Here is a 14,029-nt window from a genome sequence, read left to right as displayed (position 1 = left end):
CGCCGGGGAATTTCGCGTGATGCACTGCCATGCGGCCCGTGCCGGCGGCCCGGGCCGCACCGGCTCAGGAGGCCGCTTCGGTCTCCTGAGCCGGCGCGAGGCGGCGCTGGCGCCCGGTGTGGTCGTGCAGGGTGCCTTTCATGCGTTCAAGCAGCGATCCCAGCGCGACCCGTTCCTGTGCATTGAAGGGGGCCACCGATACCGAGTGCAGGGCCTTGACGGCCTGCCAGACGCGCCGTACCCGGTCTTCCGCGTCAGTGCGGATGCGCGGCGCCTCGCTGCCCGCGAAACTCAGCCAGCCGTCGTCGCGCAGTTCGCGCAGCAGTCTCTCGGACCAAGGGGGATCGATCAGCACCGGACCGCACAGGGCGGCACCGCGCGTGAAATTGCCGCGTGCGATGGCGCGCAGCAGCAGCCACTTCACGTAACTCAGCCCGGCGGCGGACAGGGTGAGCTCGAGCGCGCCTTGCCAGGCAGTCATGGCGTCGGTCAAGGCGAGGATCAGGGGTTCGCTGGCTTCGAGTGCACTGGATGGCATGAACGGCGTGTCTCCTTCGGGTTTGCCGACACCCTAGCAGAAAGGCCTGAGTGCGATGCAGCATGGCGCCGATATCCCGCGGCTGCGTGGGGGCATGGTGCGCTATCCGGCGGATGAAGGCGTGAGGGGAGCAGGGCGAGATATGACGCAGGATTTTCATGAAAAAAGCGACTTAATCGTATGACTTTAAATCCCCGCGGGAATGTGAAAGCCTTCGTACACTTCTGCATGCACTTGCGGTGCGCGCCGCAGCGGCGTGTGGCCGCGGCGGGCGCCTCCGCTGAAGGAGACACTCTGATGTACCAAGAACGCATCCGCCTGCCCCGGCTCCATGACAAGGTGATGGAGGCCGACGAGGCCGCCAAACTGATTCGAGACGGCATGGTGGTCGGCATGAGCGGATTCACCCGGGCCGGCGACTGCAAGGCCGTGCCCTTCGCGCTGGCGCGCCGCGCGGCAGACGAGCCGTTCAGCATCACCCTGATGACCGGCGCCTCGCTCGGCAACGACATCGACAAGGTCCTGTCGCAGGCGGGCGTGATCGCGCGCCGCCTGCCCTTCCAGTCGGACGAGACCCTGCGCCGCAAGATCAACGCGGGTGAGGTCATGTTCATCGACCAGCATCTGTCCGAGACCGTGGAGCAACTGCGCGGCGGGCAGATCGCGCCGATCGACGTGGCGGTGGTGGAGGCGGCCGCCATAACCGAGCAGGGCGGCATCGTGCCGACGACCTCGGTGGGCAATTCCGCCAGCTTCGCCATGCTGGCCAAGAAGGTGATCGTCGAGATCAACCTGAACATGCCGCTGGCGCTCGAAGGCCTGCACGACATCGCCTTCCCGGTGCAGCGCCCCCACCGCCAGCCGATCCCGCTGATCTCCGTCGACCAGCGTATCGGCCTGCCGTACATCCCGGTCGATCCGGAGAAGATCGCCGCGATCGTGATCACGGCCAAGGACGACAGCCCGTCCAACGTGCTGCCTCCGGACGCGGAGACCCGGCAGATCGCCGGGCACCTGATCGCCTTCCTCGACCGCGAGGTGCGCGCCGGCCGGCTGTCGCCCTCGCTGCAGCCGCTGCAGGCGGGTATCGGCACCATCTCCAATGCGGTGCTGCACGGCCTGATCGACTCGCCCTTCTCCGACCTGAAGATGTATTCGGAGGTGTTGCAGGACAGCACCATCGAACTGCTCGACGCGGGGCGCCTGAGCTTCGCCTCGGCGTCCTCGGTCACCTTGTCGCGCGATGTCTATGCGCGCTTCCTCAGCCGGCTCGACCACTACCGTTCGCGCGTGCTGCTGCGCCCGCAGGAGATCAGCAACCACCCGGAAGTGATCCGCCGGCTGGGCCTGATCACCATCAATACCGCGCTGGAGTGCGATATCTACGGCAACGTGAATTCCACCCACGTGCTGGGCACGCACATGATGAACGGCATCGGGGGCTCCGGCGATTTCGCCCGCAATGCCCACCTGTCGGTGTTCGTGACCAAGTCGATCGCCAAGGGCGGCAATATCTCCAGCGTGGTGCCGATGGTGGCCCACGTCGACCACACCGAGCACGACGTCGACATCATCGTCACCGAGCACGGCCTGGCGGACCTGCGCGGTCTCGCGCCGCGCGAGCGCGCGCGGGAGATCATCAACCACTGTGCCGACCCGCTCTATCGCGATGCCCTGCGCGACTACGTCGCGCGCGCCAGCGTGCGTGGCGGGCAGACGCCGCATCTGCTGGAAGAGGCATTTGCCTGGCACCTGCGCTATCGCGACCACGGTTCGATGCGCGAGGATGGTCCGCTGGCGGCTGCCGTGCAAAAGAAAGAGCCCGCCTGCGCGTGAGCGCGGGGCGGGCCCGGGGCCACAGTCGCGGCGGGCCGTGGCCGTGCGCATCGGCGCGCGGCCGGGCTTGGGCCGGCCGCGCCGGTGCTTACTGCTTCTTGGCGCCGTCGGTGTAGGGGTCGAACTTGCCGGCCTTGGCGCCGTCGGTGTACGGGTCGGCCTTGCCGGCCTTGGCGCCATCGGTATAGGGGTCGAACTTGCCGGCCTTGGCACCGTCCGTGTACGGATCGGCCTTGCCGGCGGCGGGGTTCAGGTTGGCCTCCGTCGACTTCTTGCGGGCACCTTCGCTGTACGGATCGAACTTGCCCTTGCGCGCGGCCGAGCCGGTCGGGTCGGTCTTCTTCTTCTGCGCGCTGTGCGCGCCGCCGTACAGGTCGCCGCCCTCCGTGTAGTTCTTCTGCGCATGGGCCAGCGGCGCCATGGCGGTGAACGCAAGAGTGGCCAGGGCCAGGGTAGAGACGGTCTTCTTCAGCATCATCTTCCTCGCTAGTGATGGCCTCGCGCGGCATGCGCGCGGCGCTGACTACGATATCGGGGCGGGCCGCCCGGCCTCAAGTCCCCGCGAGGTGAAACATTCCTCTAATTCGATTGAACGCTTTCTCGCATGACGCCAGCCTGCGCCAGATCAAAAGGACCGCCGATAATCGAACGCAGATGAGGCGCCGGCCATCCGGATGGGGGCGCCCGGCCGGTTCGTTGCCGGCCGGGCGACGTGCAGCTTACTCCAGCGTGATGTTCTGGTCATGCGCGATCTTCTTGCGCATTTCCAGTTCGCGCTTGATCTGCGCCGCATATTGCTGCGGCGTATTGCCGTCCGTATAGGCGCCGCTGTCGGCCAGGCGCTTCTTCACCGCCGGGTCCTGCAGGGTCTTGACGGCGGCGTCGTGCACGCGCGCGATCACGGCGGCCGGCGTATTGGCCGGCGCGACCAGACCGTACCAGGCCATGTTGTTCATGTCCTTCATGCCGGCCTCGGCGAAGGTCGGCACGTCGGGCAGGCCTTCCACGCGCTTGGGCGCGGCCACCGCCAGCGCGCGCAGCTTGCCCGCCTGGATGAAGGGCATGGAGGAGGGCAGGTTGTCGAACTGCGCGCTGACCTGGCCGGCCAGCGTATCGTTGAGCGCCGGACCCGATCCGCGATAGGGGATGTGCACCATGTCGGTCTTGGTCAGGAACTTGAACAGTTCACCGTCCAGGTGGGAGATGCTGCCTTTGCCGGCCGAGGCGTAGCTGAACTTGCCCGGGTTGCTCTTCAGCAGCGTGACGAACTCGTGCACGCTCTTGGCCGGTACCTTCGGGTTGACCGTCAGGACGTTGGGCACGTTGACGAGGTTGCTGATCGGTGCGAAATCCTTGATCGGGTCATAGGGATTGCGCGCGTTGGTGGCCGGATTGGTCGCCATGGTGCTGACCGTGGCGATGCCCAGCGTGTAGCCGTCCGGGGCCGACTTGGCGAGAGCGTCGGCGCCGATCGCGCCGCCGCCGCCGCCGCGGTTCTCGACCACGACGGGCTGGCCCAGCTCGCGCCCGATGCCGTCGGCGACCGAGCGTGCGACGATGTCGGTGGTGCCGCCGGCCGCGAACGGCACGATCAGGCGGATCGGCTTGGTGGGATAGGACTGAGCCAGGGCGGTGCTCGCCGGGATGGCGGCGACAAGCGCGGCGACGGCGCCGGCGATCGATGCGAATTTCAAGAATGCCTCCAACTATGCTTTGTTCGTTTGCGGAAGCCCGGCAGCAAGGCCCGGCGCTACCCGCACAGGCAGCCCGCTTGCGTCGGGGATCGCATCTGGTTCCGTTAAGCGGAACTCTGTTTCGCAATATGGGCTGGGTCGCCATTCAAGCGCGAAAGCACGGCCCGCGGAATCGGTAACTACCCGGCTTGCGCGGAGTCGGAAAAACCTGAAAGGGGGGGGGCGCTGCTTGGATATGGGCGCGGGCAGCGGTGGTGCGGTTGCCGCTGAGTGGCGGCAACCGTGGCGGCGCAGTCGCGGGAAGTCAGGGTGACGGCGACCGTTGCTTCGCCCGAATCCGGGCGGACCCAACGCTTCCAAAGCGCCCAAGCAAAAAAACCGGAAGCGGTGAGGCTTCCGGTTTTTCTGGGAATTCGGTGGTGGGGCGTGAGTGACTCGAACACTCGACCTACGGATTAAGAGTCCGCTGCTCTACCAACTGAGCTAACGCCCCCCGAAGAAGAACGAAATTCTAGCAAGGCTATTCCGATCGCGCAAGCACCGAATTCAAATTTTTTCTGGCGGCGGCAGGTCGTGAGAGCATGCGCGATGTCGCCATGGGGCGCGGCATCGTGCATCGCCGCCGGTGCGGGTCCGCGCTGGCGTCTCGCCCTTGTTCCGCTTCTCTTCATCACGCCATGCATGCCAGAGTCCTGCGTTATCTCGACGAGGTGGTCCGTTGCGGTTCCATCCGCAAGGCGGCCGAGGTGCTGCACGTCGCGCCGACCGCAGTCAATCGCCAGATTCTCGACCTCGAGGCCGAGCTGGGCGCGCCGCTGTTCGAACGTATCGGCAAGCGGCTGCGCTTGACGCCGCTGGGCGAGATGGTGCTGGCCCACGTGCGCCAGACCTTGCGTGAACATGCTGCCCTGCTCGGGCGCGTGGAGGAGCTCAAGGGCGCGCGCCGTGGCGAGGTTGCACTGGCCACTACGTCCGGCCTGGCCGCTTCGCTGATGCCCGCGCTGGTCGGCGCATTCCGGGCGCGCCATCCCGGCATCGTGGTGCGGCTGCTCGACCTGCCGGTCGAGGCGATCGCCGCTGCCGTCGTTGCGGGCGAAGTGGATCTCGGGCTGGGTTACGACCTCCCCGCGCATGCGTCGCTACGCGTGCTGGCGGGCAACGATTGGGGTATCGGTGCGGTCATGGCGCCGGGTCATCCCCTCGCCGGCGCGCAGGCGCTCCGACTGGCCGACTGCCTGGGGCATCCGCTGATCCTGCCGGCGCCGGCGCTGTCGATCCGCGCCATCCTCGACGAGGCGCTGGCACACGAGGGGCTGGTGGCGGTGGCGGCGGTCGAAAGCACGTCGACCGCGTTGATCCAGCGCCTGGCGGCGACCGGGGCCGGCGTGGCCTGGCTCAACCCGCTCGATGTGGTCGAGGCGCGCCGCCGTGGGGAGCTGGCCTATGTGCCGCTGCGCGACGCTCACCTGCGGCGGCAGGCGTTGACGCTGGTGGCGCGCCGGCAGGGCGGGGCGGCGGTGGCCGTGAAGCTGTTCGCGCAGGCGCTCGAAGCGGAGCTGGCGGCGCGCTCGGCGGAACTGGGCTGAGTTTTCCGCGCCGGACGCGGCCACGCACGCCGCGGCGGCGCTGTGCAACTTTTGTGGACAGCGTCGGCGCAATTCTGCGCTTGGCGCCGGCCCCGGCCCGCCCCTAGACTGGGCCCCGTCCATCCCGGGCGCGGTCGCTCCGCCAGTCGAGGCGTCTGCCGCGCAGCGTTGCCGGGTTTTTCCCTTTCCTTGCTGCATCGATATCGGAGCCTGTCCATGACGCTGATCCTGCTCAACGCCGACGTGCTTGTCACCATGGATGCCGGCCGGCGCGAGATCGCCGGCGGCGCGCTGGTCGCGCAGGGGCCCGCCGTCGAATGGGTGGGCGCCACCGCGGACCTGCCCGTGGCCTATCGCCGCCAGATCGACGAAGGCCGCGCCCAGGTGCTGGACATGCGCGGCCATGTGGTCATCCCCGGCCTGGTCAATACCCACCATCACATGTACCAGAGCCTGACGCGCGCGGTGCCCGCCGCGCAGGACGCGGAGCTGTTCGGCTGGCTGACCAGTCTCTACATGCTGTGGTCCCACCTGACGCCCGAGATGATCGATATCTCGACCCGTACCGCCATGGCGGAGCTGATGCTGTCCGGTTGCACCACCACCAGCGATCACCTCTACCTGTATCCGAACGGGGCGCGCCTGGACGATTCGATCGCTGCGGCGCAGGCCATGGGCATGCGCTTCCATGCGGCGCGTGGTTCCATGAGCGTCGGCCGCAGCCAGGGCGGCCTGCCGCCCGATGCGGTGGTCGAGGACGAAGCCGCCATCCTGCGCGACAGCCAGCGCCTGGTCGAGCAGTACCACGACGCGCAACGGCACGCCATGCTGCGGGTCGTGCTGGCGCCGTGCTCGCCGTTCTCCGTGTCGCGCGAGCTGATGCGCGAGTCGGCGCTGCTGGCGCGGCAGTACGGTGTGTCGCTGCATACGCACCTGGCGGAGAACGACAACGACATCGCCTACTCGCGCGAGAAGTTCGGCCTGACGCCGGCGCAATATGCGGAAGACCTCGGCTGGATCGGCCACGATGTGTGGCATGCGCATTGCGTGAAGCTGGATGAGGCTGGCATGGCGCTGTTCGCCCGCACCGGGACCGGCGTGGCCCATTGCCCTTGCTCGAACATGCGGCTCGCCTCCGGTATCGCGCCCGTGCGCGCCATGCGCGACATCGGCGTCAAGGTGGGGCTGGGCGTCGACGGCAGCGCCTCCAACGACGGCGCCCACATGCTCGGCGAGGCGCGCCAGGCGCTGCTGCTGCAGCGCGTGGGCTACGGCCCCGCGGCAATGAGTGCACGAGAGGCGTTGGAGATCGCCACGCTGGGCGGGGCCAGCGTGCTCAACCGTGACGACATCGGCGCGCTGGCGCCGGGCATGTCGGCCGACTTCGTCGCCTTTGACATGTCGGATGTGGGCTATGCCGGAGCAGGCCACGATCCGGTGGCGGCGCTGGTGTTCTGCACGCCGGGCAAGGTGTCGCTCAGCGTGATCCACGGCAAAGTGGTGGTGCGCGACGGCGAACTGCTGACAGTCGAGCTGCCGCGGGTGCTGGAGCGCCATCGCGCGCTGGCCCGCACGCTGTACGAGCGTGCCCGGCACGGCGGCGCCTGAGCTGCGGCTCGGGCGGCGGGCGGCACAGGGTGCTTCAGGCGCGCCTTGCGCACGTGATGTCCGCGCTTCTGCTGCGATGAAACCGCCAAGCCGGCGCGAGGAAGCGGAAGCGGTCCGCCGAAAGCGAAAATCGCCCGCCAAAAGCAAAAAACCGGAAGCGGCGAGGCTTCCGGTTTTTCTGGGAATTCGGTGGTGGGGCGTGAGTGACTCGAACACTCGACCTACGGATTAAGAGTCCGCTGCTCTACCAACTGAGCTAACGCCCCCCGAGGAAGAACGAGATTCTATCAGCATTTTCAGATCTGTCAAATCTTTTTGCGTGATCCCTTTCGGCAAGGGGGCGAGCGCACCTTCTTTGCGGCGCTTGCGGCGTGCATTAGGCGCGGGTGCGCACGCCTGCGCCGGCAGCGCATGGCGCGGAACTCCCGGCGCTGCCGGTGGTCTTCCCGCACAGAGGGCATGGCTGGCGCGCGCTCACGATTTGCACGGAGCCATGTTAGGATGTTTGCTCACTTGCATATGGAGGGCTGTACCGATGGAAATCAAATTCCAAGAGCAAGAGCGCTACGACATCAATAACGAAGGCTTGCTGTTCCATGCCATTGTCAATGGCGAAAAGGTGACTTGCGTGGTGACGCGCGAGGCGCTGTGGGAAGGCTTCAGCGCCGATCAGGTGCTGTCGCTCGAAGAGGCATTCCGTGCCGGGCGCGAGACCATCGAGCGCGCTGCGGTCGTGCTGATCGAGCAGGGTGCCGCACAACCCATCGTGGTCAAGCGCGCCCACGTGGCACCGCTCTGAGGTGGCGTTGCCGCGGCCTGCCTTCCGGCCAGGCGCGCAGATTGCCGCGGACGCCCGCCTCGCTGTCAACCATCCCTTGCCTGATCGCTCCCTACCGGACCGTCGTCCAGCCTAGCGGCATTCCACGCAGCGTCCCAACCGTCATCCCTCAGTCCCGCTTCGCAGTTCCCGTGGCTCCTGCCGCCTGCGTGCCTGCACGCGGATCGTGCGGTTCGTTTTCCTGTCGTCCCTGACGCTTCGTTCCGAACGGCCGTCTTGCGGCTTCCGACGCGGCGACGCGTTCAAGGCCGCTCGGCGGTTTCCTCGCCGAAGCACATCAGCATCTCGTCGACGGCGGCATAGACCTTGGCGAGCCGATCGGCACCGACCAGTTGTTCCAGTTCACCGTAGCGGCGATCGATCAGGGGCTCCATTTCCGCGACCAGGTTCCGGCACAGGTCGGTCAGTGAAATCAACTGGCGGCGCTGGTCCGTGGTCGAGCGGGATCGATGGATCAGGCCGGCCTCTTCCATGCTGCTGAGCATGCGGGTCAGGCTCGGGCTGAGGATCAGGCAAGCATCGGCGAGCTGGTTGGGCTCCATCTCGCCTTGCTCGTTGAGCGTACGCATCAGGCGCCACTGCTGTTCGGTCACGCCATACTGGCGCAGGATCGGGCGGAAGCCGGCCATCAGGGTTTCGCGCGCTTGCAGCAGCAGGTGGGGGAGGTTGCGATGGCGGAAGGCGGCCGGTTTCATCCTGGGCTCTGGCATGGTCATCTTGGCGCTGTCGGGCGCGTGGGTCTGCGGGCAGTGTAGCGCAGCGGCGGCGCGGCATGCCCTGCCGTCCCGCCGTGGCGTATCAGCCGGCCAGCGTGGCCACCACCGGCGTATGGTCGGAGGGCTGTTCCCAGGTACGCGGCACGCGGTCGATCACGCAGGCGCTGCACTGGTCGGCCAGTGCCGGCGACAGCAGGATGTGGTCGATGCGCAGGCCGGCGTTGCGGCGGAAGCCGAGCATGCGGTAGTCCCACCAGGTGAAGCTCTTGTCCGGTTGCTCGAAGCGCCGGAATGCATCCGCCAGGCCCAGTTCGAGCAGGCCGCGGAAGGCGGCGCGTTCGGGCGGCGACACCAGGTTCTGGCCTTCCCACTTGGCGGGGTCGTGCACGTCGCGGTCTTCCGGCGCGATATTGAAGTCGCCCAGCAATGCCAGTCGCGGATGGCGCGTCAGCTCGTCCTTCAGCCAGGCCGTCAGCGCCTCCAGCCACTTCAGCTTGTAGACGAACTTGTCCGACTCGGGCGACTGGCCGTTGGGGAAGTAGGCACAGACCAGTCGCAGGTCGCCATAGGTGGCAGTGACCACGCGGCGCTGCTCATCCTCGAAGCCGGGAATATTGAGCAAGGTGTCGGTCGGCTCCGGCAGGCTGGCCGTGCGTGCCAGGATGGCGACACCGTTGTAGGTCTTCTGGCCGGTGTAGAGGCCACGGTAGCCGACTTGCGCCAGTTCCGCGGCCGGGAACTTGTCGTCGGGCAGCTTCAGTTCCTGCAGGCACAGCGCGTCGATCGGCGTACCGGCCTGTTCCTGCTCGGTCAGCCATTGCAGTACCTGGGGCAGGCGTACCTTCAGCGAGTTGACATTCCAGGTGGCAATGCGCATAGATTCTCGTGTCCTAGTCCGGATAAGGCCTTGGGGTAGGCGACCAAGGAAATCTCTTTCTGGCTACCCGGCTGGCTACCCGATTGGGTTTCGCTAGACTCTCGGCCCGCTCAGGAGGGCCTCAATGCTCTCCGCAGCGATGCCGCTCGAGCGCGGGCCGATCTTTACGAGGCGGAGTGTACCAGCGGCAACCGCGCGCCGGCAGCCGCTCCCTCAGGCCATGGTGCCGGGCGATGCCCCGAGGGGAAACTCCGCCAGGTGCCGCAGCTCGCCGCCGTCCATGGCGGCGACGGTCACGGTGTCGACGCGGCCGGGGATCTCGATGCCGGGGGTGTTGAGCCGGTCGCTGGCCAGCTTGGCCGTGGCGGGATCGGCGGTGCCGAGCGTGATGTGCGGGATGTAAGGCAGGTCGAGCCGCAGTGCGCCCGCCAGCGGCCCGCGGTACAGCGTGTCGTGCAGCCGCGAGAGTCCGCTGAAGCCCTGGTCGGGGACGCGATAGACATAGGCTCGTGCCGGGCCGTCTGCGGCCGGCATGGCATAGCGGCAGACAAAGTCGAGCGGGCGTGCCTGGCGGCAGACCGCCTCTACGTGTCGCAGGTAGGTCTCCGTGACAATGCTGTCGCAGCCGAACACGAGCGTGAAGTGGGCCGGCAGCAGGGCGGCGTGCGGATCGTGGGCGCGGCGGAACGCCTCGATGCGGTGGCCGTCCTCGGGGTGAAGCCGGGGATAGGCAAGTGTGTAGAGCGTGGTCATGGTCGGGGCATGCGGTTGCGGGAAAGCCGGTGCAAGGTCCGGAACCCGTGCTGCAGCCAGCACAGCATCACATCGCCATTGTCGATTGGGTTCTAAGATACAAGCAAGCCTGCGGCAGGCGGGCGGCATCGATGTGCACCAACGTGGGAGGAAATCTTGTCATGACAACCGTTGAGCGTTACATGGCGGGCATCTCCATCACCGGCGAGCGGATCGGCCTCGACCTGCACCCGGACATGGAGCCTGGCGGCGCGGGGGCCGGTGCGGTGCGCATCATTGCGACCGGTGCGCCCGAGGCGACGGCCCTGGATTGCTGGAGCGCGCTCGGGCATGCCGAGTCGCGCGGCACGTTCGGACCGCAGGAGATCCGCCTGGCGGGAGACGAACTGCTGTGCATGGCGGCGCGCGTGCCGGGCGTACCGCAGTACCGCGAGGGATTTTCGCTGGCGCTGGAGCCCGGCATGGCGCAGGCGCTCGGCCAATGGCTGCCGCGCCTGCAGGGCGCCAGCGCGCTGGCCAAGGCGGTGCTGGCGCGCCTCGCCGAGCGGTCGGGGCGCGAAGCCTGGCCGCAGGAGGCGGAGCTCGTCGCTGAAGTGGTGTCGCGCCGGGTGCTGGACAGGCTGGCCGTCGACGATGCCTTCGCCATGGCGACGGATGCCGAGGGCGAGCGCTATTTCCCGCGGCGCGCGGCGATGTACGAGGCGCTGCACGACGCCCTTGTCCTGCAATGGCTCGAACAGGCGCTGGCGCCGCAGGACGCCGCCGCCCAGGCAGCGGCTTGAGCGTCCCGCGCGTTCTGCGCGTCCGGAATGGCGTGGCGGTGGCCCCTGTCGGGTTGGTGAGGATGGCGTCGGACTCGCCGCACCGGTTCAGGACCCAGACCCCAGCCCGGGCTGGGGTGGGCGACGAAGAGGCGGTCGTGCGTATCGATGGCCATGCCGTCCGGGCCGCTGGTCCCATCGACTTGCCCTTGCCCTTGCCCTTGCGCAGTGGCCCGGGCATGGACGGGAAGACGCGCAGTGGAATCTCCCGCGGCAGGGCGCTGAAATACTTGGAGGGCCTGGTCCACTGAATCGCTGAGACCGGTCGGTGCCTGCCACGCCGGGCGGGTGCATCGCGCGGTGGCAAAGGCTCGCCATGGCCGGGCTAGGGCTGCGCTTTGCGCCTGGCACCGATTCCCGCCTGGCATGTCCTTCCTCCCCACTCCAATGATCCAATTGCCTGGGCGGGATGGCCGGTGCCGGGAGGAAGATGCCGCGTCGGCGCACAAGGGGGGGCAGGCGGGCCGCAGGGCAGTTTGTTCTGGCTGCGGCGGCCGGACAAAAAACACAGGGCGGCCCGGGTCTCCCCGGCGCCGCCCTGTGCATAGCCAATGGCGGCGGTCCCGGCGCGGGATACCGCCGCGGTCAGCCGGTCAGGCCGCCATGCCGCCGTGGCGCAGCAGCGCGTCGATCTGCGGCTCGCGGCCGCGGAAGGCGATGAAGGACTCCATGGCCGGCCGGCTGCCGCCGACGGCCAGGATCTCGCGGCGGTAGCGCGCGCCGGTCTCGTTGTCCAGCACGCTGCCCGAGAGCTTGCCGGCCTCCTCGAAGGCGGCATAGACATCGGCCGACAGCACTTCTGCCCACTTGTAGCTGTAGTAGCCGGCCGCGTAGCCACCGGCGAAGATATGGCTGAAGGTGTTGGGCCAGCGGGAAAGCGGGTGCTGCGGCACCACGTGCACGCGGTCGTTGATTTCACGCGACAGTGCCAGCACGGACGTCTCGCCTTGCGGGTCGTAGTCGGTGTGCAGGTGCATGTCGAAAGACGAGAAGACGATCTGGCGCAGCGTCATCATGCCGTTCTGGAAGTTCTTGGCGGCCAGCATGCGGTCGAACAGCACGCGCGGCAGCGGCGCGCCGCTTTCGGCGTGCGCGCTCATGTCGGCCAGGACCTCGTACTCCCAGCAGAAGTTCTCCATGAACTGCGACGGCAGCTCGACCGCGTCCCACTCGACGCCGTTGATGCCTGACACGCCGAGTTCGTCCACCTGGGTCAGCATGTGGTGCAGGCCATGGCCGAACTCGTGGAACAGCGTGATCACCTCGTCGTGGGTGAACAGCGCCGGCTTGTCGCCGACCGGTGCCGAGAAGTTGCAGGTCAGGTAGGCGACCGGGGTCTGCAGGCCGTTGTCGGCGAGGCGCTTGCGGCCGCGCGCGTCGTCCATCCAGGCGCCGCCGCGCTTGCCTTCGCGTGCGTAGAGGTCGATGTAGAACTGCGCCAGCAGCTCGCCCTGGGCCGAGGTGACGCGGAAGAAGCGCACGTCCGGATGCCAGGTCTGTGCCTGCTCGGCGGCGATGCGTACGCCGAACAGCTTCTCGGCGACGCCGAACAGGCCCTGCAGCACCTTGTGCTCGGGCAGGTACTGCTTGACCTCGTGTTCGGAGAAGGCGTAGCGCTGCTGCCGCAGCTTTTCCGAGGCGTAGGCCACGTCCCAGGGCTGCAGCGCGGCCAGGCCGAGCTCCTTGGCGGCGAAATCCTGCAATTCCGCCCAGTCGCGCTCGGCGAAGGGGCGGGCCTTGGCCGCCAGTTCATCGAGAAAGCGCAATACGTCGGCAGGCGATTGCGCCATCTTCGGCACCAGCGAGACCTCGCCGTAGTTCCGGTAGCCGAGCATGCGCGCCTCTTCGCCGCGCAGCGCGAGCTGCTGGCGCATATTGCCGGTGTTGTCCCACTGGGCCTGACCGTTGCCGTATTGCGCACCCAGTTCCGAGGCACGGGTGACGTTGGCCTCGTACAGGGTCTGCCGCAGCGCGCGGTCATCCGCGTACTGCAGCACCGGGAAGTAGGAAGGGAAGTGCAGCGTGAACTTCCAGCCATCCTTGCCGTCCTTGCCGGCGGCCAGGCGGGCCGCTTCGCGCACGTCCTCGGGCAGGCCCTGCAGCCGCTCGGCATCGTCTACGTAGAGCGCGTAGGCGTTGGTGGCATCCAGCACGTGATCGGAGAAGTCCTTCGACAGCCGGGCCTGCTCCTCCTGGATTTCGGCAAAGCGCGGTTTCTGCGCCTCCGGCAGCTCCGCGCCGCCCAGGCGGAAGCCGCGCAGTTCGTTCTCCATCAACTGGCGCCGCGCGGCATTCATCTGCGCGAAGGCTTCGCTCTGCGAGAGCGCCTTGTACTTCTCGAACAGCGCCAGGCTCTGGCCGAGCGAGGACCAGAATTCGGTCATGCGCGGCAGGTTGTCAGCGTGCGCCTTGCGCAGCTCGGGCGAATCCGCCACGGCGCTCAGGTGGCCGACCACGCCCCAGGCGCGGCCCAGCGGCTCGGTGGCGGCTTCCAGGGCCGTGACGGCCTCTTCCCAGGTGGCCGGCGTGGCCGGGTCCTCGGCGCGCGCGACGGCCGCCTCGGCAGCCTGCAGCAGGATGTCCAGCGCAGGCGTGATGTGCTCGGGGCGGATTTCGGCGAAGCGCGGCAGGCCGCTGAAGTCGAGCAGCGGGTTGGCGTTGGCTTGGGAGGCTTGGTCCATGGCGGTTCTCTGGTTGGCGGGCCCGGGCGTCAGGCAGTCAGGCGATATCCGGCAGATGGGGGCGGTGCGCCGCATTTCCAC

The 14,029-nt window shown here is 67.8% G+C and carries 12 protein-coding genes and 2 tRNA genes; 5 read left to right on the top strand and 9 right to left on the bottom strand.

What is annotated here, in order from left to right; genetic code table 11:
• Positions 1–64: 64 nt before the first annotated feature.
• The gene (locus BKK81_RS13010; RefSeq protein ID WP_071013564.1) at positions 65–538 is read right to left on the bottom strand and encodes a hypothetical protein; all 474 of its coding nucleotides are present in this window, start codon (positions 536–538) and stop codon (positions 65–67) included.
• 297 nt (positions 539–835) lie between these two features.
• On the opposite strand from BKK81_RS13010, the gene BKK81_RS13005 reads away from it, so the two are divergent.
• The gene (locus BKK81_RS13005; RefSeq protein ID WP_071013561.1) at positions 836–2,374 is read left to right on the top strand and encodes an acetyl-CoA hydrolase/transferase family protein; all 1,539 of its coding nucleotides are present in this window, start codon (positions 836–838) and stop codon (positions 2,372–2,374) included.
• Positions 2,375–2,462: 88 nt separating this feature from the next.
• On the opposite strand, the gene BKK81_RS13000 is transcribed toward BKK81_RS13005, so the two are convergent.
• From BKK81_RS13000 to BKK81_RS12990, 3 genes are all read right to left on the bottom strand, one after another.
• Positions 2,463–2,849: a hypothetical protein gene (locus tag BKK81_RS13000; protein WP_071016449.1), complete on the bottom strand. Its 387-nt coding sequence runs from the start codon at positions 2,847–2,849 to the stop codon at positions 2,463–2,465.
• A 244-nt stretch (positions 2,850–3,093) separates the two neighbouring features.
• Positions 3,094–4,053, bottom strand: coding sequence for a tripartite tricarboxylate transporter substrate binding protein BugE (locus BKK81_RS12995; protein WP_156811373.1), 960 nt, complete (start codon positions 4,051–4,053; stop codon positions 3,094–3,096).
• A gap of 432 nt (positions 4,054–4,485) precedes the next feature.
• Positions 4,486–4,561: transfer RNA gene (locus BKK81_RS12990), tRNA-Lys, on the bottom strand.
• Between the two features lie 184 nt (positions 4,562–4,745).
• Here BKK81_RS12990 and BKK81_RS12985 point away from each other — a divergent pair.
• Together BKK81_RS12985 and BKK81_RS12980 are read left to right on the top strand one after the other, a co-directional pair.
• Complete coding sequence (locus tag BKK81_RS12985; protein ID WP_071013556.1) at positions 4,746–5,654, top strand: LysR family transcriptional regulator; 909 nt, start codon at positions 4,746–4,748, stop codon at positions 5,652–5,654.
• 216 nt (positions 5,655–5,870) lie between these two features.
• A complete protein-coding gene (locus BKK81_RS12980) occupies positions 5,871–7,262 on the top strand; it encodes an 8-oxoguanine deaminase (protein ID WP_071013554.1) in 1,392 nt (463 codons plus the stop codon).
• A 190-nt stretch (positions 7,263–7,452) separates the two neighbouring features.
• On the opposite strand, the gene BKK81_RS12975 is transcribed toward BKK81_RS12980, so the two are convergent.
• Positions 7,453–7,528, bottom strand: a tRNA-Lys gene (locus tag BKK81_RS12975).
• 269 nt (positions 7,529–7,797) lie between these two features.
• Between BKK81_RS12975 and BKK81_RS12970 the strand changes: the two genes are divergently transcribed.
• Positions 7,798–8,061: a DUF1488 domain-containing protein gene (locus BKK81_RS12970; protein ID WP_071013551.1), complete on the top strand. Its 264-nt coding sequence runs from the start codon at positions 7,798–7,800 to the stop codon at positions 8,059–8,061.
• Between the two features lie 281 nt (positions 8,062–8,342).
• On the opposite strand, the gene hpaR is transcribed toward BKK81_RS12970, so the two are convergent.
• From hpaR to BKK81_RS12955, 3 genes are all read right to left on the bottom strand, one after another.
• On the bottom strand, positions 8,343–8,795 hold the full coding sequence (hpaR, locus tag BKK81_RS12965; RefSeq protein WP_071013549.1) for a homoprotocatechuate degradation operon regulator HpaR: 453 nt from the start codon (positions 8,793–8,795) through the stop codon (positions 8,343–8,345).
• A 103-nt stretch (positions 8,796–8,898) separates the two neighbouring features.
• A complete protein-coding gene (xth, locus tag BKK81_RS12960) occupies positions 8,899–9,693 on the bottom strand; it encodes an exodeoxyribonuclease III (protein ID WP_071013546.1) in 795 nt (264 codons plus the stop codon).
• A gap of 213 nt (positions 9,694–9,906) precedes the next feature.
• Positions 9,907–10,446 carry a 2'-5' RNA ligase family protein gene (locus BKK81_RS12955; RefSeq protein ID WP_071013543.1) on the bottom strand — a complete coding sequence of 180 codons (540 nt, stop codon included), beginning with the start codon at positions 10,444–10,446 and terminating at the stop codon, positions 9,907–9,909.
• Between the two features lie 161 nt (positions 10,447–10,607).
• On the opposite strand from BKK81_RS12955, the gene BKK81_RS12950 reads away from it, so the two are divergent.
• Entirely contained in the window at positions 10,608–11,228 is a 621-nt protein-coding gene (locus BKK81_RS12950; protein ID WP_156811286.1) for a hypothetical protein, read from the top strand.
• A 632-nt stretch (positions 11,229–11,860) separates the two neighbouring features.
• Here BKK81_RS12950 and BKK81_RS12940 read toward each other — a convergent pair.
• Complete coding sequence (locus BKK81_RS12940) at positions 11,861–13,948, bottom strand: M3 family metallopeptidase (RefSeq protein WP_071013535.1); 2,088 nt, start codon at positions 13,946–13,948, stop codon at positions 11,861–11,863.
• Positions 13,949–14,029 lie beyond the last annotated feature (81 nt).

Source organism: Cupriavidus sp. USMAHM13 (genome assembly GCF_001854285.1).
In the GTDB taxonomy this organism is placed as follows: Bacteria; Pseudomonadota; Gammaproteobacteria; order Burkholderiales; family Burkholderiaceae; genus Cupriavidus; species Cupriavidus malaysiensis.
The sequence above is the reverse complement of the archived record's forward strand: the minus strand, read 5'-3'. Positions and strand labels throughout refer to the sequence as shown.